The sequence below is a fragment of the Bifidobacterium sp. LH_417 genome, assembly GCF_056357035.1.
Map to the genome: position 1 here is coordinate 403107 of NZ_JBKEVI010000001.1, position 17968 is coordinate 421074.

The 17968-nt window shown below is 64.7% G+C and carries 27 protein-coding genes; 9 read left to right on the top strand and 18 right to left on the bottom strand.

Going from position 1 to position 17968, the window contains the following annotated elements; all coding sequences use genetic code 11:
• Position 1: 1 nt before the first annotated feature.
• From AC1AYR_RS01645 to AC1AYR_RS01695, 11 genes are all read right to left on the bottom strand, one after another.
• Positions 2-412, bottom strand: a complete 411-nt coding sequence (locus AC1AYR_RS01645; protein ID WP_476510934.1) for an HNH endonuclease — start codon at positions 410-412, stop codon at positions 2-4.
• A complete protein-coding gene (locus AC1AYR_RS01650; RefSeq protein WP_476510933.1) occupies positions 409-1461 on the bottom strand; it encodes a hypothetical protein in 1053 nt (350 codons plus the stop codon). Before AC1AYR_RS01650 ends, AC1AYR_RS01645 begins: the two co-directional genes overlap by 4 nt.
• Entirely contained in the window at positions 1458-2909 is a 1452-nt protein-coding gene (locus AC1AYR_RS01655) for a ParB/RepB/Spo0J family partition protein (protein WP_476510932.1), read from the bottom strand. The genes AC1AYR_RS01650 and AC1AYR_RS01655 overlap by 4 nt, the downstream gene beginning before the upstream one ends.
• Entirely contained in the window at positions 2906-3043 is a 138-nt protein-coding gene (locus AC1AYR_RS01660) for a hypothetical protein (RefSeq protein ID WP_476510931.1), read from the bottom strand. Before AC1AYR_RS01660 ends, AC1AYR_RS01655 begins: the two co-directional genes overlap by 4 nt.
• Before the next feature lie 13 nt (positions 3044-3056).
• Positions 3057-3614 (bottom strand): single-stranded DNA-binding protein, encoded by a 558-nt coding sequence (locus AC1AYR_RS01665; protein ID WP_476510930.1) that lies wholly within the window; start codon positions 3612-3614, stop codon positions 3057-3059.
• Positions 3614-4117, bottom strand: a complete 504-nt coding sequence (locus AC1AYR_RS01670) for a hypothetical protein (RefSeq protein ID WP_476555122.1) — start codon at positions 4115-4117, stop codon at positions 3614-3616. The genes AC1AYR_RS01665 and AC1AYR_RS01670 overlap by 1 nt, the downstream gene beginning before the upstream one ends.
• Before the next feature lie 308 nt (positions 4118-4425).
• Positions 4426-4695 (bottom strand): hypothetical protein, encoded by a 270-nt coding sequence (locus AC1AYR_RS01675; RefSeq protein WP_476510928.1) that lies wholly within the window; start codon positions 4693-4695, stop codon positions 4426-4428.
• A 13-nt stretch (positions 4696-4708) separates the two neighbouring features.
• A complete protein-coding gene (locus AC1AYR_RS01680; protein WP_476510927.1) occupies positions 4709-4942 on the bottom strand; it encodes a helix-turn-helix transcriptional regulator in 234 nt (77 codons plus the stop codon).
• Positions 4942-5157 (bottom strand): hypothetical protein, encoded by a 216-nt coding sequence (locus AC1AYR_RS01685; protein WP_476510926.1) that lies wholly within the window; start codon positions 5155-5157, stop codon positions 4942-4944. The genes AC1AYR_RS01680 and AC1AYR_RS01685 overlap by 1 nt, the downstream gene beginning before the upstream one ends.
• A complete protein-coding gene (locus AC1AYR_RS01690) occupies positions 5154-5408 on the bottom strand; it encodes a hypothetical protein (protein ID WP_476510925.1) in 255 nt (84 codons plus the stop codon). The genes AC1AYR_RS01685 and AC1AYR_RS01690 overlap by 4 nt, the downstream gene beginning before the upstream one ends.
• Complete coding sequence (locus AC1AYR_RS01695) at positions 5408-5662, bottom strand: hypothetical protein (RefSeq protein WP_476510924.1); 255 nt, start codon at positions 5660-5662, stop codon at positions 5408-5410. The genes AC1AYR_RS01690 and AC1AYR_RS01695 overlap by 1 nt, the downstream gene beginning before the upstream one ends.
• Before the next feature lie 95 nt (positions 5663-5757).
• On the opposite strand from AC1AYR_RS01695, the gene AC1AYR_RS01700 reads away from it, so the two are divergent.
• From AC1AYR_RS01700 to AC1AYR_RS01720, 5 genes are all read left to right on the top strand, one after another.
• Positions 5758-6177: a helix-turn-helix transcriptional regulator gene (locus AC1AYR_RS01700; RefSeq protein ID WP_476510923.1), complete on the top strand. Its 420-nt coding sequence runs from the start codon at positions 5758-5760 to the stop codon at positions 6175-6177.
• Positions 6164-6565, top strand: a complete 402-nt coding sequence (locus AC1AYR_RS01705; RefSeq protein WP_476510922.1) for an ImmA/IrrE family metallo-endopeptidase — start codon at positions 6164-6166, stop codon at positions 6563-6565. Before AC1AYR_RS01700 ends, AC1AYR_RS01705 begins: the two co-directional genes overlap by 14 nt.
• 21 nt (positions 6566-6586) lie before the next feature.
• Entirely contained in the window at positions 6587-6976 is a 390-nt protein-coding gene (locus AC1AYR_RS01710) for a DUF2511 domain-containing protein (protein WP_476510921.1), read from the top strand.
• Between the two features lie 180 nt (positions 6977-7156).
• The gene (locus tag AC1AYR_RS01715; protein ID WP_476510920.1) at positions 7157-8395 is read left to right on the top strand and encodes a DUF262 domain-containing protein; all 1239 of its coding nucleotides are present in this window, start codon (positions 7157-7159) and stop codon (positions 8393-8395) included.
• Positions 8396-8428: 33 nt separating this feature from the next.
• Positions 8429-9580 (top strand): tyrosine-type recombinase/integrase, encoded by a 1152-nt coding sequence (locus tag AC1AYR_RS01720; protein ID WP_476510919.1) that lies wholly within the window; start codon positions 8429-8431, stop codon positions 9578-9580.
• A 388-nt stretch (positions 9581-9968) separates the two neighbouring features.
• On the opposite strand, the gene AC1AYR_RS01725 is transcribed toward AC1AYR_RS01720, so the two are convergent.
• The 5 genes from AC1AYR_RS01725 to AC1AYR_RS01745 all read right to left on the bottom strand — a co-directional run bounded on the left by AC1AYR_RS01725 (position 9969) and on the right by AC1AYR_RS01745 (position 12351).
• Positions 9969-10385, bottom strand: a complete 417-nt coding sequence (locus tag AC1AYR_RS01725) for a hypothetical protein (protein WP_476510918.1) — start codon at positions 10383-10385, stop codon at positions 9969-9971.
• A gap of 89 nt (positions 10386-10474) precedes the next feature.
• The gene (locus tag AC1AYR_RS01730; RefSeq protein WP_476510917.1) at positions 10475-10744 is read right to left on the bottom strand and encodes a hypothetical protein; all 270 of its coding nucleotides are present in this window, start codon (positions 10742-10744) and stop codon (positions 10475-10477) included.
• 2 nt (positions 10745-10746) lie between these two features.
• Positions 10747-11277, bottom strand: a complete 531-nt coding sequence (locus tag AC1AYR_RS01735) for a hypothetical protein (protein ID WP_476510916.1) — start codon at positions 11275-11277, stop codon at positions 10747-10749.
• Positions 11274-12170 (bottom strand): VG15 protein, encoded by an 897-nt coding sequence (locus tag AC1AYR_RS01740; RefSeq protein ID WP_476510915.1) that lies wholly within the window; start codon positions 12168-12170, stop codon positions 11274-11276. The genes AC1AYR_RS01735 and AC1AYR_RS01740 overlap by 4 nt, the downstream gene beginning before the upstream one ends.
• Complete coding sequence (locus AC1AYR_RS01745; protein WP_476510914.1) at positions 12154-12351, bottom strand: hypothetical protein; 198 nt, start codon at positions 12349-12351, stop codon at positions 12154-12156. The genes AC1AYR_RS01740 and AC1AYR_RS01745 overlap by 17 nt, the downstream gene beginning before the upstream one ends.
• 142 nt (positions 12352-12493) lie before the next feature.
• On the opposite strand from AC1AYR_RS01745, the gene AC1AYR_RS01750 reads away from it, so the two are divergent.
• Genes AC1AYR_RS01750 through AC1AYR_RS01760 form a run of 3 tightly spaced genes read left to right on the top strand, consistent with a single transcriptional unit; the run spans position 12494 to position 13478 of the window.
• On the top strand, positions 12494-12877 hold the full coding sequence (locus AC1AYR_RS01750) for an ImmA/IrrE family metallo-endopeptidase (protein WP_476510913.1): 384 nt from the start codon (positions 12494-12496) through the stop codon (positions 12875-12877).
• 32 nt (positions 12878-12909) lie between these two features.
• On the top strand, positions 12910-13104 hold the full coding sequence (locus AC1AYR_RS01755; protein WP_476510912.1) for a hypothetical protein: 195 nt from the start codon (positions 12910-12912) through the stop codon (positions 13102-13104).
• Entirely contained in the window at positions 13101-13478 is a 378-nt protein-coding gene (locus AC1AYR_RS01760) for a type II toxin-antitoxin system HicB family antitoxin (protein WP_476510911.1), read from the top strand. Before AC1AYR_RS01755 ends, AC1AYR_RS01760 begins: the two co-directional genes overlap by 4 nt.
• Positions 13479-13857: 379 nt before the next feature.
• On the opposite strand, the gene AC1AYR_RS01765 is transcribed toward AC1AYR_RS01760, so the two are convergent.
• Both AC1AYR_RS01765 and AC1AYR_RS01770 read right to left on the bottom strand, forming a co-directional pair.
• Complete coding sequence (locus AC1AYR_RS01765; RefSeq protein ID WP_476510910.1) at positions 13858-15996, bottom strand: SWIM zinc finger family protein; 2139 nt, start codon at positions 15994-15996, stop codon at positions 13858-13860.
• A 59-nt stretch (positions 15997-16055) separates the two neighbouring features.
• Positions 16056-16904 (bottom strand): aldo/keto reductase, encoded by an 849-nt coding sequence (locus AC1AYR_RS01770; protein ID WP_476511184.1) that lies wholly within the window; start codon positions 16902-16904, stop codon positions 16056-16058.
• Between the two features lie 147 nt (positions 16905-17051).
• Here AC1AYR_RS01770 and AC1AYR_RS01775 point away from each other — a divergent pair, with 147 nt between their 5' ends.
• Positions 17052-17951: a nitrilase-related carbon-nitrogen hydrolase gene (locus AC1AYR_RS01775; protein WP_476510909.1), complete on the top strand. Its 900-nt coding sequence runs from the start codon at positions 17052-17054 to the stop codon at positions 17949-17951.
• The last annotated feature ends 17 nt before the right edge of the window (positions 17952-17968 follow it).

The following is a 17968-nucleotide window of genomic DNA, read 5'->3' on the forward strand; positions in this document are numbered from 1 at the left end:
CTTATGCCTCCTTGATGCGGGTGATTCTGCGGGGTTGTCGGTCGGGTGGCGGGCAGGGCGTGGCCTGGCCGTCCGGGGCGAGGAGCTGCCAGCCGTGGCGGCTCGTGTACACGGGCACCTCGTGCGGCGGCCGGCTGTCCGTGGCGGCGATGAGGTAGCCGAGCGCCTTGGCGCGCTCGATGTGGCTGTGGACCCATCCGTGGCATCCGGTCGTGCCCGTGCCGCACAAGGCGACGAGGTTCGATGCCTCGTGCAGCTCCGCGCATCCGCCGCCCTGGGAGCGGAGCAGCCGGTGGTGGATGCTCATGCCGGGCCACTGGCCGGGCCTGAGGTAGGTTTCGCACAATTGGCATCGATGCTCGTCGCGGCCGAGCACGATGGCGCGGGTCTCCGGGCTGGGCTGGCGGCTCATCGTGTGCTCCTCGCGTTGAGCTCGTCGACGATGCGCTGGGCGGTGTCGGCGGCGCTTTCGCCGCTTTTGACGCTGGCCCAGAACTCGCGTTCCCGGCTGTCGGTGAACGCGCCGGCGGGCACTTGGCTGGTGATGTTCTCGGCGATCCAATCGCGGCTGATGCCGCCCCACTCGTAGCTGCTGGGCTTGTCGGGCTGCCATCGTCGCCATTGGCCCTCCTGGAGCCATTCGGCGAGCGTGGGCACGTCGCGGCGCAGCACGTCGCCCGCGTCCACGGCCCGCCCGTAGCGGACGACGGCCCCGTACAGGGTCGTCGCGTCGGCGTCCTTGAGCGCTTCGGCCAGGGCGGGCGCGATGTCGCTCTTGCGGCCGGCGCGGCCGGGCCATGCGCCGTGCAGGGCCAGGAGCGTGTGCCCGGTGACGAGCCGGTCGGCCTGCTCCGGGCTCGCCGCCGGCACGGGCCCGCCGTCCGGTTCGCCCGGTTCGCCGTCCGGGGGGCTTTGGGGGGTTATAGGCTCGGTTAGGGTGGTAGGTATCCGGTTGCTTGAATTTTGCTTCGCCGGTTTGCTTGAAGCATTTGCTTGAGCAATTGCTTGCGTGTTGCTTGAAGCAATTGCTTGCGCGTTTGCTTCACCCGCGTTGCTTGAACCGGTTGCCTCGCCCGTTTGCTTGGAGCGTTTGCCGGCCGTCGCGCGCCCGCCCTTGCGGCCCGCTGCGGCGCGTTTCGCGCTCAGCTCCTTGCCTCCCGCGAACTTGCCGAACGGGGGCGCCTCCACGATCCGGTAGCGTCCCTCGCCGTCCGCGCACCACATGCCCGCCTCCGTGAGCTCGCCGGCGAGCGCCGCGAGTCGTTTCTGGGTGGGTGGTTTCTTGGTGAGGCGTGTGACGATGTCCACGCGTTTGAGGGTGAACCATGGGTCGAAGCCTTCGTCGTAGACGTGTTTGCCGATGTAGGAGCACATGAGCGTGTGCACGCCCAGCGCTTCGGGGGTGACGGTTTCGATGGGTTGGCTGTCGTAGAGCGCGTCGTCGAGCATCCACCAGGTCATCGTGTTTCCTCCTTGGTTTCGGTGAATCGGCCCGCGAGCGCGGTGTTTTCTTCGTCGGACGGCTCGTATCCGAGTTCGGCGAGCGCCGAATAGTAGGTGGTGGCGGTTTTGAGGCTCATGGTCCAGCCTTTGCCGCGCCATGTGTCCTTGTCGAGGCGTGCCTCCTGGCGGGATAGGAGGATGAGGGTGAGTTGGCGGAGTTCCTGGCCGGATTGGTGGATGCGGCGGCGTAGTTCCGCCACGTTCGCGGGGCTGTCGAGGTGGTAGAGGTTGTTCTTCACGTCCTTCTTCTCGTCGGGCAGGGGTGTGGCGACGCGCTGGTATGTGTCGAGCATCCGGTCGCGTTGGTTGGCGTCGAGGCCCGTGGGGAGGGTGTCGTCGATGCCGAGGGTTTCGAGGCGGGCGAGCGTGGCGATCGCGTCGCGCATCTGGTGGGCCGCCCATTGGGCGGAGTGCGTGCGGATCCATGTCTCGCGCGTCTCGCGGCTTGTCCGGTCGAACGCGATGACCGGGGCGAGCTTGCGCTGTTCGGCCTCTCGCGCCTGTCTGGCGGCCTGCTGGATCTTCTCTTCGCGCTCACGGTCGGCGGGGTCTTCGGGCCGGGTGATCGTGATGCCGGGAGCCGCGTGGCCGTTTCCCGTGCACACGCTGATCGTGCAGTCGGGGGCGTGATAGGCGTCGTCGAGGTCGTCGTACCAGGTTTCGACGGACGGGATGTCGGAGTCGGGATGGATGGTCTCGGACCTCTCCCAAGGCAGGCTCCAGAGCGAATCCACGATTTCATAGGCGAGGTGACGCTGGCCGAGGAAGGCGAGCGTGGCGTCGACCCAGGCCTGCTCGTCACGGTGGCGGCGCGCCTGGGTGAGCGCGTAGTCGAAGCTGGTGGTGCCGGCTTTCTCGGCGAGTGTGGCTTGGGTGTCGGGGTCGTCGGCGAATTCGGCGATCGCGTCCAGGTCGGTCAGGGAGAGTTGGGCGAAACGCTCGTTGTGGTCGCGGATCGATTGGGGGATGCCGGCGACCTTCAACCGGCCGCGCACGAAGCCGGTGCTGCGGCCGGTGGCCTCGGCCATGTCCGCCACGCTCGCGCCCAGGTCGAGGAGACCCTGGTAGCCGTCGGCCTCCTCCAAGGGGGTCAGGTCGCTTCGCTGGCAGTTCTCGACGAGCATGATCTCCCGCTGCTGGCGGGCGGTCAGCTCGCGTACGAGACACGGGGCCGTGCGCATGCCGGCCTGGCGGAGGGCGGCGAGGCGGCGGTGGCCGATCACGACCCTGTAGAGGGGGTGGCCGTTGTCGCCGGTGCCGTGCGGGGTGACGAGCAGCGGCTGCTGCAGGCCCTGCGAACGGATGGAATCGGCGAGCTCGGTCACGTCGCCCACGTGACGGCGCGGATTGTCCGGGTGCGGCTGGAGTTGGGCGAGGGGGATGTGGACGATGATGGGCTCGGTCACTTGGTCGGGTCACTCTCCTTCAAAAAATCCGCGGGGATGCGGGGTCGGATGGTCGGATGATGCGGACGACGCCGGTGCCGCGCCTTCTGGCGTTGATGCTCGAGTTGCTGGCGGCCGTGCTTGCGTTTCGCCATGATGTGGCTCCTTTCAGAATTCCGGGTCGTCGCCGGTGGGGGCTGGCTCCGCCTTGCTCCATGGGTCCGCGTCGTCGTGCGGGTCATGGGGAGGCGCGGCGGGAGGCGGCGTGGCCGCGCCGTAGGTGGCGCCGCCCCGGTAGCCGCCGTTTTGCGGGTGGCGGTTGGGGTCGCCGAAGGTGCTGCCGCCGCTCACGCCGTTGCCGGACTGGATGCGGGTCACCTGGGCGGTCGCGTAGCGCAGGCTGGGCCCGATCTCGTCGACCGTCATCTCCACGATCGTGCGATTCGACCCGTCCTGCGCCTGATAGGAGCGCTGGGAGAGACGTCCCTGCGCGATCACGCGCATGCCCTTATGCAGGGACTGCGCGCAGTGGTCGGCGAGGTCGCGCCATGCGCTGCAGCGCATGAACAATGCCTGCCCGTCATCCCATTGGCCCGTCTGGCGGTTGAAGACGCGCGGCGTGGAGGCGATGGTGAAGCCCGCCACGATCGCGCCCGCGCCGGTGGTGCGCAGTTCCGGGTCGGCGGTGAGGTTGCCGACGATGGTCAGGGTGGTTTCTCCGGCCATCATCGGCTCCTCTGGTCGAGCGTGGCGGCGAGACGGCCGGCCGCGTCACGGGCGCGGCACGCCTGGCCGAACGCCTCCCAGTCGCAGGCGGCGAGGGCGCGCACGGCGAGATTGGACAATATGGCGTAGGCGTCGCCGGCGATGGCCTGCCAACGGTCCGGCACGGCCGTCGCATCCTTGGCGTCGCACGCCTGCCGTTGGAGGCCGGCGGGCGGCATCTCGGCGCTCGGCTCCGGCTCGTCGGCCTCGGCCGGCGCGTCCTGGATGACGGTGCCCATGGGCGAATCCGCCACGGTCTCTCCGGTCTCCTGGCTGAGGCTCTCGGCCGCGATCCGGTACGCCTTGTCGACGCTGACGGTCGGCTGGTCGTCGAGCACCGTCTCGGCCAGGCCGGCGAGCATCGGATCGTCGACCTGCTTGCGCTTCCACCGTCGCGCCCGTCCGAGCTCGCCTTTGCTGAGCTCGTTGGCGGGGGACTGGCACAGCTCCCGTACTGTCGTCATCATGGTCTCCTTGTCTCTTGGAGTGGATGGGGGGTTTGCGGCCGCGCTGGACGGGTCACGGGCTCCAAGGAGATGGGGCCTTCCCGTGTCCATCGCTCCCCGCGCACGCGGGCTTCATGCGCGTCCGTCCTGTCAGGGTGTGGCGCGTGCCGGGGCGGCGTTGACGCGACCGCAGTGGACGCCCGCGGAATCGGACCGCGTCCCGGCCGTTGCCCCGCGGTATCGTCCGCGTGATCTTGGCTGGGGGCTAACCTGCTGCGCCCTGGGTGCCCGCCGGGAAAGGAAAGAAAAAGCCGACGGGCAGGTATTCATTCGCTGTCGCTCGTGTCGAGGAACACGACGAGCAGCCATGCGAGTGGGATGATGACCGCGAGCATCATGGCCCCGGTGATCGCCCACTGGGGCGTGCCCGTGCCGATAGGGGAGGGCAGCCGGTCATGCGTCAACGCGAAGCACAGCATCCACCCTTCGAGCAGGGTGAGGATGAGGAGCACGCCGCCCTTCATCGAGGCGGTGAAGTGCTGGGGGAGGTTGCGCCAGCGGCGGCGCCGGCGCAGACGGTTCTTGAAAAGCTTCATGATGATCTCTCCTTCATGCTGCGATGGTCGCGGATTGCAAGCCGTTCGCCATGGCCCATTGCTTGACGGCTTCGATGGGGTACCGGACCTGTCTGGTGTCGTTGCGGCAGCCGGGCGTCTTCGCGCCGAGTTTCACGAACTTCGGCCCCTTGCCGCGGGACCGCATGATCGCGAGCGCGGTCACGCTCGGTCTGCCTCCGAGGTAGTCGCTCACCTGCTGCGCCGTCCAGAATCCTTGGCCGCCCATCACTCCACCTCCTTGTCGATGAGGTCGATGAGGTCGAGCAGGACCTCCTGCTCATGCCTGGTGTTGAGATGCATGACCGCTCCGGCCGCGGACCGCATGGATGACGGCCCGGCGCCGTTCATCTCGCACCACAGGACCGTCAGCGCCGAATCCGACTTCTTGAGATAGGCGAGCGCACGCCGCGCAAGGAAACGAATGACCAGAAGCCTCATCATGACACCCCCTTGCCTGAGGTTTCCGCGGCCGGGGCGACGAGCATGCCGGCGAGCGCCCGCGCGGCGTCGGGGCTGAGCTCCCGGCGCGGCCCTTGGCCGTCCCTGCCGATGCGGACGGTCACATGCCCGTCCGCGTGACGGGTCACGGCCAGCCGCTCGTCGTCGGGCTCATAGAAGGCGACCAGACTCGCGAAGCCGCCGGCGCCATGCGACTCGACATGAGCCTCCGTGCTCACGGACTCCCCGCTCATCACTCCACCCCCTTGCCAGCGAGCGCGTCACGCTTCACACGCGTCAAGCTGCTCACGGACCTTCTCGTCAAGCCGGCAATCCGGCTGAGCTCAATGACGTCAAACGGAGAAGTCTCAGGGTGCTTGAGGTGTCGGGTAAGGGTCGTGCGGGGAATTCCAGTCTTCTCTGCGGCGGAGAGAACACTTATCCCGGCGGCGGAAAGCGCCTGGCCGACATTGCGGGCAACCTGCGTGCTGTAATCCAAAGTGTCCATGCCTTACATGGTACTGCCCATTTGGGCATCGTCAAGCGCGACACGCTGCCCAAATGGGCAATGCAATACAATCAACATTGCCGTACACTGTCCATATGGACATGAATGAAGCAACCTCGAAAGCCATTGCTGCCGAACGATCAGCAGCGCATCTCACCATCAAAGAGCTTGCAGAAAAATCCGGAGTTCCAGAGAGAACTTTGATTCGTCTCCTAAAGAACGAACGCAACATCAACGTCATCCAAGTTGCACAAATCGCGAGCGCCGTTGGAATTTACCCCCACGAACTCATTGAGTCCGCCGAACGCTTCCAGGAAAGAGCCGCAAGACACGAGGCCGCTCCCGCGCTCGCCGACGCCCGTCGTGTCGAGCTTGAGGAGACGGCGCGGCGTGAGAGCGATCTGGCCGCGGCCACGCTCAAGGCGCTGGAGGACGATCCGATGCAGCTCGCGGCCAACGAGGATCCGGACAAGATGCGGTATGTGGAGTCCGGTGATCCCGATGCCGCCGCTTGATTACGCCCACACGCTCTACGGGCCGATGCGCATGGCCCTGTATAAGCTCGCGCCCGAGCTCACCATTCTCAGCGCTCCACAGCTCCCCGGCGATCGCGTAGGCGTGTACGACGACGTGCGCAAGACCATCCTCATCGACCGAAGGCTCACGTACACGCAGAAGCGATGCGCTTTGGTCCATGAGCTCGTACACTGGTCACATGGAGACAACCGGTGCGGGCTCAACGAGCGTCGCACCCGGTTGGAAACCGCGCGCCTCCTCGTGGACGAAGAGGCGTACAGAAAAGCCGAAGCCATGTACGACACCGACATCTGGCAGATTGCAAGCGACCTGAACCTTACCGCCCAGGTCATCCGCGACTGGCAGGAATGGCGTCGCGCACGGTGAGGCCGCACCACGGAGAGAGACATGAGGGAACGCATCGTAGTCATAGCTGCCAGCTTGGCCGCCGTAACAGCATTGTCCGCATGCGGAGAAAGCGCCGCAGCCACGCATGAGCTCAGCAAACAGCAGTTCGTCAACGACTACGGGTTTTCGGAAGAATACTGGCCTTGGACGTCGGATGAGACCACCATCACCTGCAAGGACCACGATGCCGTCGTCATGACGATCGGCGACACCGACTACCCGCTCAACGGACACGCCAAGGAATTCGACTATGCCGAAGGCGACCTCAACAGCGTCTGGCTCGACGATCCGGCAATCGACGGGCTGAAGGTCAACACCGGAGACTACGACCACGTGGCATTGGGCTTCTGCGGCATCGACGCCCCCTCGCTCAACGACCCCAAATCTTGAGATACACATAACGCCCCCGGCGCTCATTGGCGAGCGCCGGGGCCGGTTGCGCATGAGCGCCGTCTGGCGCTGCATGCGTGTGGTTTAGATTCTACGGTTTATTTTGTCTTAGATTCTAATATGTTGTGATACGATTTGAACCGTAATTCATGCATTGTGGTTAGATTCTAAGGATTCTAGATGATTTTTCAGCGATTGAACATCACCCCGTCCCAGTTGCCGATCATCTCGCTCATGGCGTCAATCAAGAACATCCGCGCCAACGGGCTCGACATCTCCCCTGATTATCAGCGCGGGTATATCTGGTCCAACGAATACAAGGACCAGCTCATCTTGAGCATCATCCTCAACTACCCGATCGGCAACATCGTCATCAACAATCTCGATCACGCCAATGAGAAGAACGCCCGGCAGGAACTGGTGGACGGCAAACAACGACTCACCACCATCTTCCGGTTCATGGAGGGGGGCAACGTCGGACAGTGGATCGACAATTACGATGACTGGTTCCAACTCAGCAAGAAGATTTCGGATCAGGCGAAGGACATCATCGACCGCATCGTAGGGGATTCCGATCCTGACGGCCTCGCCCGGATGCATCGCGCGAAAAGGTTGTCCTTCCGGGACCTGCCGAGCAGCATCCAAATGAATTTCAACACCTACAACATTCCCGTATACACCATGCAGGCGGCGGACCCGACCCAGATCCGCAACTATTTCAAAGTGCTTCAGAATCAGGAGAAGCTTCGCGCCGGTGAGATCATCAACGCCTTGCCGGACAATCCGATGAGCCAGTACTTCGACCGGATCCCCGCACAGGCGTTCCTGGAAAAGGTGAACTGCAACCGGTTCAAGCGCGCGGAATTGGAGAAGGTCTATTACTCGGTCCTCGGCGCATGGTTCGACAAGCTCCAGATGAACGCCGCGGATCAGGCGCTGATCGCGTTCGTGGAGGGGATGCCGTCGCTGAATGCGGACGAGATCGTCTGCATCGAAAACCTGAACTCGGGCATCATCTCCATGGCGAGCCTCCCGACCCCGGTCGCGAAGGTGAGGGCATCGAAACGCATGCTCAAACTCCTCTTCGGACTGTCGTTGCACTCCCCGGGCTATTTCGCGGGGACCGACGCGCTCACACGAGTCCAGCAGGTATGCGATCTGTCGGCGAAACTGGCGGCGTTCAACACCAGCGAGGCCGACCAGGTCGCCTACGCGAAGTACTTCAGCGACGAGTACGCCACGAACAGAAGCGACTTCGAGAAGCGACGCGCCCCCCTTTACCGATCGCTGTTCTGGAGCACCGCAAGAACATCCTCGAGAAGGGCCTTCATCGACGCCGTGGAAATTCTCCGACGCCTCTTCACCGAATCCTTCGATTCAGCCTATGCCTACTATTCGAAGCATGACGCGACGAAATAGGTGAGCGCCGGGACGGTGGTGGAGGTGATTTAGATGGCGAACATCGCCAAATATGAGACGTCCAAGGGCGAGCGCCGGTGGATGGTGCGCTACCGAAAGCCGGATGGCTCGCAGACGAAGCGTCGGGGCTTTAAACGCAAGCTGGATGCGGAACGCTGGGCGGCGGAGCATGTGACGGTCGCGAAGGCCGAGGGCCGCTACGTCGACCCGACCGCGGGTAGGACCACGGTCGGGTCATTGTGGCCGGCGTGGATCGCCGCGAAGAAGACGCGCTGCAAGGCGAGTTACGTCGATTCGCTGGAGCGTGAGTGGAGGCATAGGGTTGACCCGCGGTGGGGGAGTCGTGAGCTCTCGTCCATCACTCGTGGCGAGGTGCAGGAGTGGGTGAGCCTGCTTTCCGCCGGCGATAGCGACGGGACGCCGCCGGTGAGCGCGACCGTCGTGCTCCGGGCCGAGGGCATCCTGAGCGCATTATGCCGGCAGGCCGTGCGCGACAGGCTCATACCGGCGAACCCGTGCGACGAGCTCGAGCTGCCGCGGAAGCGGCGCAAGGAGCACCGGTACCTGACCGCATCGGAGCTCGTGCGTCTGGCCGACGAGGCGGGGTGGCGTCGCGTCATCGTGCTCACGCTCGGCCTGACCGGCATCCGATGGGGCGAGCTCGTCGGCCTGACCGTCGGCGACGTCGACCTCGAGCATCGTCGCCTGTGGGTGCGGCGCTCCGCCACCGAGGTCAAGGGCGAGCTCGTGGTGGATACGCCGAAGTCCGACCAATGGCGGAAGGTCGTCTATCCCGCGCTGCTCGACGATGATCTACACGCCCTGTGCGAGGGGCGGGCGGATGGCGCGATCCTGTTCGAGGCGAGGGAAGGCGGGTACCTGCGGCGCACGCACGGGCCGAACTCCACGGCCTCATGGTTCTACTGGGCGCGCAAGAGGGCCGGCATCACGGGCGAGATGACCGTGCACGACCTGCGCCACACGGCCGCCTCCCTGATGGTGGCGAGCGGCGCGAACGTCAAGGCGGTGCAGCGTCAGCTCGGCCATGCGAGCGCGTCGATGACCTTGGACGTGTACGCGGATCTTTTCGACGACGACCTCGACGCCGTGGGCGACGCGATGAACGCACTGCTCTTGGAGAGTGTGCCCAGAATGTGCCCAAAAGGGGTGGCGAGCGCCGCGTAATCCAAGCGGCAGTAGGGCTTTCGGGTGCAAGGCCGCGGGGTTCAATTCCCCGCGACTCCACGATTCCGCTTCGGCGGGAACAAGCCGCTTTGCCTTACGAGAGTAGGGCTGAGCGGCTTTTCTGTTTTATACCATTTCATATGGTTTTATAGCATTTTCGACGAAAAATGTGGGCAAAATGTGGGCAACGGCCGGAGGCTCCGTGGGCATTGCCGGGCCGGCGCACTCGCTCCGCCGCCGCCAATGGATACCGCCTTACGTCAAGGGTCCGGCCGACAAGCCGCTGATCCTCAAAAGCATCGTACACATCTGGCGACGATAACAGGAAAACCGCCCCCCGTTCCCCGCGTTGCAAGCGGGGAACGGGGCGGTGGAGAGAATGTGTGGACTACTTGGCGCTGAGGCGTACCGGATTGTAGACCACTCCGGTGCCGGCGGCGATGAGGTCGAGATCCTGTTCCGTCAATGACGGGTATTTGGCGCGGGCTTCGGCCCACGCCTTCTGCATGTTGACTTCGGCGAGCTGCTGGCGCGCCTCCTTGAGGTCGCGTTCGAGCTTCTCCTGTTCGATGAGCTTGGCGTCCTCGAATTCCTTGAGCTTGCTGCCGGCGGCATCGTTAGCGGTCTTGAGCTTGGCGTTGTCGTCGCGCAGATGCCGGATGAGATTCCACGCCTTCTCGGGATTGAACTCCTCGCCGTCGCGCTCCCACGGCGGCTGCTGTCCCGTCTCGCCGGCCGGTGGAGTGGTCTCCGCGCCGGGCGTGGCGGCGTCGTTCTGGGCTTCGGCGATGGTGTCGTCGGTCATGGTGATGGTTCCTTTCCGCCCGTCCTGCGGGCATAAGAAAACCCACCATGAACTTCATGGTGGGTTGGGGAAAATCAACGGGAAACCGGTCAGCTCTCAGGCACCGGCCCGAGTTCCGCAAGGAACTTGCGCGTGGCAAGCAGCAGACTCTCGTCCGCAGTGCAATACCGGGCCTCTCCGGTCTCAAGGTTCACGAAGAAACCCTGAGGGAGACCGAGGGCGTCGCCGGGTTCGCAGCCAAACGGAATGGCGTAGATGATGAGCTCGCCGTCATACACGCCGGCGGGGTCAAGCAGACGGAAGCCCTGTCGGCGGGCCTCCTCCTTTGCGCTTTCGGTCAATTCCCTGAGAGTCTTCATCGTTACGCCGCCTCCATCAATCCAGGTGCGATATCCCTGTTCAATTCCAGATTATCAATCCGGTAGATCCCGACACTGCGGGCGTCCACCGGATATCTTCTGAAATACTGCTCCAGGGTTTGTCTCGAACCGGACTGCGGGTCCACGACGATGATGTTGCCCGCCTTGTTGGTCCACGGACGCTCCAGTACGACGATATGGCCTACCTGCCGGCCCTGCCAGCCGAAGGACATGGCATACCGTTCGCCGGGGTTCATCCGTCGTCTGATTCTGGAGAGAACGATGTCTTCGGTCCCGCTCCCGACATTACGACGTGTCGGCGGACGCCCGGTCGCGGGGTTCACCCATGCGAGAATTGTGTCCGTCTGGACCTTGTCCGATTCCCGGGAGCCGAATCCCAATGCCCGCACATTCACGCCCCTGCGGCGCATCTCATAGGCGGGGACGCATGACTGGCAGTTGTTCCGATATCTCCAGCCGTGGGACTCGAACTTGGGGTTCGCGTGCAGCTGGTCGGCTTTGCTGATGCTCATGGGCCGCCCGGATTATCGAACATGTGGTTCAGGATCCGTTTGCGGTTTTCGAATTCCGCCGCTTTCTTCCTTGCGTAGGCTTTGCGGCGTGCGGCGAGTGCTTCCGGGGTGCTGCGGCGTGCCGTGGAATCCCGGAAATCGCCGTTCCCGCGCATGATGGGCAGGATGACGTCATAGGCGCGCGGCGTTTTCGCCGGAAGAGTCTCCGCGGCGCGGTAGTAGTCGTCTATCCACCGCTTCTCCTTGTCCGTGGGTTTCCAGTCGCCGTACACGACCTCGACGGTGCATCCGCAGTGCGGATGATACTTCTTGCCGGTCTTGGCGCTCAAACCGGCTTTCTCGGCGCTCGTGTATACGGGGCCGCGGGTGACGAGCATCGCGCAGAACGCGCACGGGTCGCCGTCGGACACGCGCCGCCAGCCGATGGCGCGAGCGTCCTTCTTCGCCCAATGCTCTATCGTGGTGCGGCCGCCGGTGAGCACGGCCTCATGGAACACTCCAAGGAACAGGCTGCGCGCGGCCTCGTATGCGGCCTCCTGCGTCTCCCCGCGGGCGATATGCCATAGCACGTTCGTGGCGCCGAGCCAATCGACCTGACCTGCCATCCGTTTGCGGTCGAAACGCGGCACGGCCGTCTCGAACGACCCGTCGCCGGTCTCGGCCTCCCGGAACCGCGGCAGATAATCGGCGGCCGCGTCGGCGCTCACCTGCCACCATGTCTGCAGCAGGTTCAGCATCGCGTTCTTCCAGATCGGCTGCGAACCCTTCAGATCGTTCAGGTCCAGCGTGGAATCCCAGAGCCTTCGCGCCTGACTGTCGGCGGTGATCGCCAACCGCACCTGATTCCTCCGATGCCGGTCGGTGAGCGCGGCGCCTTTACTGGTCAGCGCCATCATCCGCCACCGGGTTCAACTGGGCCTGGTACGCCTGCACGGCGAGCGCGTCCGCGTCGGGATGGGTCTCCGCGTACTCGCGCCACGAGTCGGCGCGGGATTTGGACACGCCCGGGATCATGTCCCACAGTTCCTGTTTGGGGACGCCGAGCATCTGCGCGGCCTTGCAGGTCGAGGTCATTCGTGTAGCGGACGACCGGGCACACCGGGTTGCCGTCCGCGTCCGTGGCCAGATGCGGTGTGCACGAGTCGGCCGCGTAGGCGCCGTCCTTGCGGGTCCACTGCCAGATGTTCCACTGTCGACCGGGTTGAACTACGGGCCGATGCGCATGATGCTGTACGATGCGGCGCCCGACCTGACCGTGGCGAGCAGCGACCTGCTGCCCGGCGATCTGGCGGGCCTGTACGACGCCGTGCGCGACGTGATCCTCATCGACCGGGGCATGACCTACACGCGCAAGAAGTGCACGCTCGTGCACGAGCTCATCCACCGCGCCTACGGGGACATGGGCCACGTCCGCGAGCGCCGTTGCCGGATGACGACGGCGTGTCTGCTCGTGGACGAGGATGCGTGTCGTCGTGCGGAGCGGATGTTTGAGGGTGATGTGTGGTTGATGGCCGAGGAGCTGAACGTCACCGTGGACGTGCTGCTCGACTATCGGGAGTGGCTGCATGACGATGCGGCATGTTTAGTCTACACCACTTGACTTGATATAGTAAATAGGTATAGACTATAACTATGAAGCGTAAGGAACTGGAGAAACGAATCCACAGGCTTGCCAAGGACAACGGACTGACGGACATCTGGACGGAAGGCGGCAACCACAGCAAGGTGACCGTCGGCAAGGCCCAGACCACGGTGCCGAGGCACGGCGAGGTCAACGAGCTTACCGCCAAGGCGATTCTGAGGTACATCGAAAGGAACATGAAATGAGCACCATCGTCAACGCCACCGCCGTCTGCACGCGCAGCGGCGGCTGGTGGGCCGTCGAAGTCCCCGAAATCCCCGGTCTGTTCACCCAAGCCCGCCGCCTCGACCAAGTCGAAGCCCAGGTGCGCGACGCAGCCGAAATGCTCGACGTCGAAATCGACACCGTCACCCTCGACCCACAGCTCGACCAGCCCACCCAGCAAATGGTCAATGACCTGCTCGTCAAGCGCGAGGCCGCCCGCAAGGCGCAGGACGAGGCATCCAGGCTTGCGCGACGCACCGTCGCGACCCTCCGTTCGGAGGGGCTCACCGTGCGCGACGTCGCCACCGTCACCGGCGTCAGCCCGCAACGAGTCAGCGCTCTGCAGGACGCCTGAACAATACAGAAAAGCCCCGCCGATGCTGGATCCATCGGCGGGGTTGATGCCGGAAGAGTGCTACGGCACTCCGTCAGGTGCCGGTGTAATGGGCGGTGAGAGACGGTGCTGAACGCAGTGGACTCCCACACACCGCGACAAACGACGAAGAACGGTTTACTGCTTCTGTGGTCACTCTCCGGTGCTACGCGCCACCTCCCGACAGCGGGAGGAAAGATATGAATTACAGCCGTATGCCTCTTACGCGCCACGAAGCGAAGAGCCTATCTTGTGTCGCGCTCTCGTCGGTGCCGGAATATATATCGATCTGACGGTGAAGAGCGTGGAATTCTCGCTATGCTGCTGAACGGTGGCCTTGAACTCCTACGGTCTCTTTCGATCAATCCAGGAACGGGGCGATCTCTTCGCGTAGGGCCGGACGGTTCGGGTACCGGTCCGCGATGAGACCGGCGATGGGTCGTGCTTCGGTCTCGCCGAACACGGCGGCGTAACGGCGCAGCTGCTTGAGAATCTGACGGTAGACACCGCGCGTGGCGCTCATCCTTCGTGCGCCGGAGACCACACGTCGGTTCCCGATACCGCGCGACTTCCGATCGTCCATCCGATTCGCCGCCCGATCCGGCGTCCCGGCCGGCACCTCGCCGGTCCGTGCAATCTGTGCGATGTCGTCCTCGGACAACGCGCCTTGCGGCAGTGTCTCCAGAATCGTTTCGCGCGCCTTGTCGGGGTGGCCGATCGCCATCGTCTTCAGCAGAGGCAGCGGCGGATAGGCGATGGTCACGCAGTAGGTGAGCGCGTCGTCGGTCAGCCGTTCGTCTACGATGAGCTTCTCGTACGCCGGATTGCGCCAACTGCTGCGCCGGATTGTGCGGATCCCGTCATCGACCGTCGTCATCTCGGGCTGCGATGTGATGCGCTCGGCGACGTCACGGGCGCAACGGCGGGCGAGACGTCGCGCCTCATCATGCCAGCGCGCGTCGGCGGTACTATCCGTAGCGGTCGAGTCGTCCATGTCGGTCGCATCTCCCGCGCGCAGCAGGCGGCGTAACCGGTTCACATACGCGACGTCGCCTTTGTCGTTGCCTGCGACGATGTAGTCGCGATACAGGTCGGCGAGGCGAGCGGCATCGTCCATGCCTTCCGCGCAGCATTCCAGCAGCGTGCGCCATCCGTGCGGCAGCAGTCCCGGCATCAGGCCGTTGCGCATGATGTACGTGTCGGCCTGGGGCCGGTCCGTCACCGTGGCGAGGAATGTTTCGGCCGCGTCGCGGGCTTCGCGGTACTGCCGCGCGTCGAGCAGCGTGACGACGCGCATCAACGCGAGCGGCGCATGGTCGGGATGCTCGCGCCGGAGCGCGTCGCATCCCTCGTCGTCGCCGGCGAGACGACGCACGTCGTAGGCGACCATGAGCATGTACCGTCGCAGTACGTGGCGCGAGGGGAGCAGCGCCTCGTGCGGCAGGTCGGCGTCGTGACGTTCGCTGAATCGTTCGAGCGCCGTGTCGACGACGTCGTACGCCCACACCGTCTTGTCGTCATGCCGTGCGAACGCGGCGGCGGACGCCAGCAGCATGGCGGCGTTGACTGGATCGTAGAACTGGATGTCGGGCGTATACGCGGCCTTCGCGATTTCGCCCAGCGCGATGCTCGCCGTCGCCGAATCGGCGTATCGGGCGACGTTCTCCATGTAGCAGCGGATTTCACTGGACAGCAAATCGTTCTCATTGGACAGTTCGTGCCGTTCGTCCTCGACGGAGTTCGTGAACGCGGCCAGCGCCTCCGCGGCGACGGCGAGGTTCAGGCAGGCGTTCTCCCAATCCGTGGAGTGCAGCGCGTTGTCGACGACCGTGTGGAAACCGGCGAGGGCCTCGTCGAGCGTCGGATCGTCGGGGTACGGCATGCCGTCGTCCTCGAAAGGGATCGCGTCATCGTGATGGTGGATGCCGTGCCGCCGATGGTAGGCGTCCATCGGGCCGAGCATCATCCGACCGGCCTCGCGGGTGGGAATCAGCGTCTCTGACGTGCCCTCGCGCGTCAGATGGTTCGCGTATTCGATGCAGCGGTTCGACCAGAAGAACAGTATGGTGCTTCCGTCCGCGTCACGTTTCTCCTGTTCAATCCGTTTGAGCACGCCGTCGAGCACATACGACGGCACGTGCGTCCGACGGCGCGTACCGTTCGTGTCCGTATTGTCCGCCGCATCCGTCTCATGGTCGTCGGACAGGCGCAGGCGTAGTTCGTAGAGCACCGCTCCCACGTGCTTGCAGTACGGTGTGGCATGGTACGGGCAGGTGCACGCGGACGACATGACGCATCCGGAATCGTCGACGCGGACATCCACATCGTAGAATCCGGTCTCGTTGCCCGCGACCCGCGCGTGGAACAACGACGGCGCGATGCGTTCCACGGACTCCACGCGGCCGTCCTGCCAATAGTCGAAGGCGCGTTCGAGAATCCACGGTGCATCGTCGAACATGGACTCGAACTCGTGCAGTGCGGGTTTCGCGGGAAGGCTCATACCTCGAGTGTAGCCGCGAAACCCGCGGATATGGGTTTCTCCGACGGGTCGCCGGTAGGTCAGTCCTCCTCGTGCCAGCGCGGGTTCTGGCCGAACGTGTAGCCCTCCGGGTTGTCCATTGCGGCGATGTCGCGCATGTCCTGCTCGTCGAGCGCGAAACCGGTCAGATCGAGGTTCGCGCGCTGACGCTCGCGGTGCATCGACTTCGGGATCGCCACGTCGCCCAGCTGGATGTGCCAGCGCAGAATCGCGGCGACGGGGGAGACGCCGTGCTTGGCCGCGATGCGTGTGATCGTCGGATCCTTGAGCATCTGGTTGGCGCGTCCGAGCGGGCTCCACGCCTCGGTGATGATGCCGTGCGCGTCGTCGTAGGCGCGCTGCTCGTCCTGCTGGAAGAACGGGTGCAGCTCCACCTGGTTGACCGCGGGCGTCACTCCGGTGGCGCGGATGAGCAGATCGATGTGGCCGGGCAGGAAGTTGCTCACGCCGATGTGTTTGACGATGCCCTGCTTCTGCGCGTCGACGAGCGCCTGCCATGCCTCGACGAACTGACCTTGCGACGGGTTCGGCCAGTGGATGAGATAGAGGTCGATGTAGTCGAGACCCATGCGCGCCACCGACTCCTCGATGGTCGCGCGCGCCTGGTCGTACTGGTGGTGGCGTCCGGGCAGCTTCGAGGCGACGATGATCTCTTCGCGTGGCACGTCGGATTCGCGGATCGCCTTGCCGACCACGCCCTCGTTCTCGTAGTTGAACGCCGAGTCGATGAGACGGTAGCCGACCTCGATCGCCGACTTGACCGCCTCCACGCCGGCGAAGCCGTTCACCTTGTACGTGCCGAAGCCGATGGCCGGCAGTTCCAGGCCGTCATGCGCGCGGCGCACGGGGATGGCCGGAGGATCGAGCAATGTTGCCATGATGGTTCCCTTCGTTGGTCATTCATATGGTGCGGACGGAACCGCCGCATCCTCACCAACTCTACGCGCAATCGTCCGCATGCGATGATTCGGAGGTGACGATGGACGGATGGCGGACGGGCGACGGATAATGAATGCATGGATGTCGAGAAGGATGGGAAGCGGTCAGACACGCTGAAGGTCGCCGTCGCGCAGTTCGCGGTGGGACGGGATCCGGAAGAGAACCTCGCGGCCATCGAGGGGTATGCGCGGCGTGCGGGGGTTGCCGGCGCTCGAATACTGCTGTTGCCGGAGGGGCTGATCGCGCGCGACGACGGCAATCCGTCATACGTGGCGCGCATGGCGCAGCCGCTGGACGGGCCGTTCGTCATGGGGTTGCGCCATATCAGCAAACGGTTCGGCATCACGCTGATGGGCACCGTGCATGTGCCTGCGAAGGACGCCGCGCTTCACGCCATCGACGGCCATACGTCGGCGACGGGCGGTATCGACCCGAATGCGCCGAAGGCCGTGGATCGTCGGGTGTCCAACGTGTTCGCCGTCATCCGCGACGGCCGTCTCGTCGCGACCTACCGTAAACTCCATCTGTACGACGCGTTCTCGGAACGCGAATCCGACACGGTCATGCCGGGCGACGCGCTCCCGCCGATTGTGAGCATCGACGGCTGGCGGATCGGCGTGATGACCTGCTACGACCTGAGATTCCCCGAGATGGCGCGCTCGCTGGCCGTGCGCGGTGCCGACGTGATCGCGGTCTCGGCCGCATGGGTGCGCGGACCGCGCAAGGAACGCCACTGGGAGATCATGGCTGCCGCCCGCGCGTTGGAGAACACGTGCTATGTGCTCGCCTGCGGCGAGGCGGGTGCGCGGACCATCGGCCTGAGCCGCGTCATCGACCCGCTCGGCGAGGTCGTCGCCGCGGCCGGACCACGACCTGCGCTCATCACCGCCGAGCTGGATCGTACCGTGCTCGATGCCGCGCGCCGCGAACTCCCCGTCCTCGTCAACCGTCGTTTCGCCGACCCGGTGCTGGCATAGGTCCCGCCCCGCTTGAG

Coding starts and splice junctions, on each gene's coding strand:
- AC1AYR_RS01650 (WP_476510933.1), bottom strand. CDS start 1,461: ATGACCTGGTGGATGCTCGACGACGCGCTCTACGACAGCCAACCCATC.
- AC1AYR_RS01700 (WP_476510923.1), top strand. CDS start 5,758: ATGGACATGAATGAAGCAACCTCGAAAGCCATTGCTGCCGAACGATCA.
- AC1AYR_RS01720 (WP_476510919.1), top strand. CDS start 8,429: ATGGCGAACATCGCCAAATATGAGACGTCCAAGGGCGAGCGCCGGTGG.
- AC1AYR_RS01665 (WP_476510930.1), bottom strand. CDS start 3,614: ATGGCCGGAGAAACCACCCTGACCATCGTCGGCAACCTCACCGCCGAC.
- AC1AYR_RS01725 (WP_476510918.1), bottom strand. CDS start 10,385: ATGACCGACGACACCATCGCCGAAGCCCAGAACGACGCCGCCACGCCC.
- AC1AYR_RS01695 (WP_476510924.1), bottom strand. CDS start 5,662: ATGGACACTTTGGATTACAGCACGCAGGTTGCCCGCAATGTCGGCCAG.
- AC1AYR_RS01715 (WP_476510920.1), top strand. CDS start 7,157: ATGATTTTTCAGCGATTGAACATCACCCCGTCCCAGTTGCCGATCATC.
- AC1AYR_RS01735 (WP_476510916.1), bottom strand. CDS start 11,277: ATGAGCATCAGCAAAGCCGACCAGCTGCACGCGAACCCCAAGTTCGAG.
- AC1AYR_RS01675 (WP_476510928.1), bottom strand. CDS start 4,695: ATGAAGCTTTTCAAGAACCGTCTGCGCCGGCGCCGCCGCTGGCGCAAC.
- AC1AYR_RS01680 (WP_476510927.1), bottom strand. CDS start 4,942: ATGGGCGGCCAAGGATTCTGGACGGCGCAGCAGGTGAGCGACTACCTC.
- AC1AYR_RS01745 (WP_476510914.1), bottom strand. CDS start 12,351: ATGACCTCGACCTGCAAGGCCGCGCAGATGCTCGGCGTCCCCAAACAG.
- AC1AYR_RS01730 (WP_476510917.1), bottom strand. CDS start 10,744: ATGAAGACTCTCAGGGAATTGACCGAAAGCGCAAAGGAGGAGGCCCGC.
- AC1AYR_RS01685 (WP_476510926.1), bottom strand. CDS start 5,157: ATGATGAGGCTTCTGGTCATTCGTTTCCTTGCGCGGCGTGCGCTCGCC.
- AC1AYR_RS01775 (WP_476510909.1), top strand. CDS start 17,052: ATGGATGTCGAGAAGGATGGGAAGCGGTCAGACACGCTGAAGGTCGCC.
- AC1AYR_RS01660 (WP_476510931.1), bottom strand. CDS start 3,043: ATGGCGAAACGCAAGCACGGCCGCCAGCAACTCGAGCATCAACGCCAG.
- AC1AYR_RS01740 (WP_476510915.1), bottom strand. CDS start 12,170: ATGGCGCTGACCAGTAAAGGCGCCGCGCTCACCGACCGGCATCGGAGG.
- AC1AYR_RS01710 (WP_476510921.1), top strand. CDS start 6,587: ATGAGGGAACGCATCGTAGTCATAGCTGCCAGCTTGGCCGCCGTAACA.
- AC1AYR_RS01670 (WP_476555122.1), bottom strand. CDS start 4,117: ATGACGACAGTACGGGAGCTGTGCCAGTCCCCCGCCAACGAGCTCAGC.
- AC1AYR_RS01705 (WP_476510922.1), top strand. CDS start 6,164: ATGCCGCCGCTTGATTACGCCCACACGCTCTACGGGCCGATGCGCATG.
- AC1AYR_RS01690 (WP_476510925.1), bottom strand. CDS start 5,408: ATGAGCGGGGAGTCCGTGAGCACGGAGGCTCATGTCGAGTCGCATGGC.
- AC1AYR_RS01750 (WP_476510913.1), top strand. CDS start 12,494: ATGCGCATGATGCTGTACGATGCGGCGCCCGACCTGACCGTGGCGAGC.
- AC1AYR_RS01755 (WP_476510912.1), top strand. CDS start 12,910: ATGAAGCGTAAGGAACTGGAGAAACGAATCCACAGGCTTGCCAAGGAC.
- AC1AYR_RS01645 (WP_476510934.1), bottom strand. CDS start 412: ATGAGCCGCCAGCCCAGCCCGGAGACCCGCGCCATCGTGCTCGGCCGC.
- AC1AYR_RS01765 (WP_476510910.1), bottom strand. CDS start 15,996: ATGAGCCTTCCCGCGAAACCCGCACTGCACGAGTTCGAGTCCATGTTC.
- AC1AYR_RS01760 (WP_476510911.1), top strand. CDS start 13,101: ATGAGCACCATCGTCAACGCCACCGCCGTCTGCACGCGCAGCGGCGGC.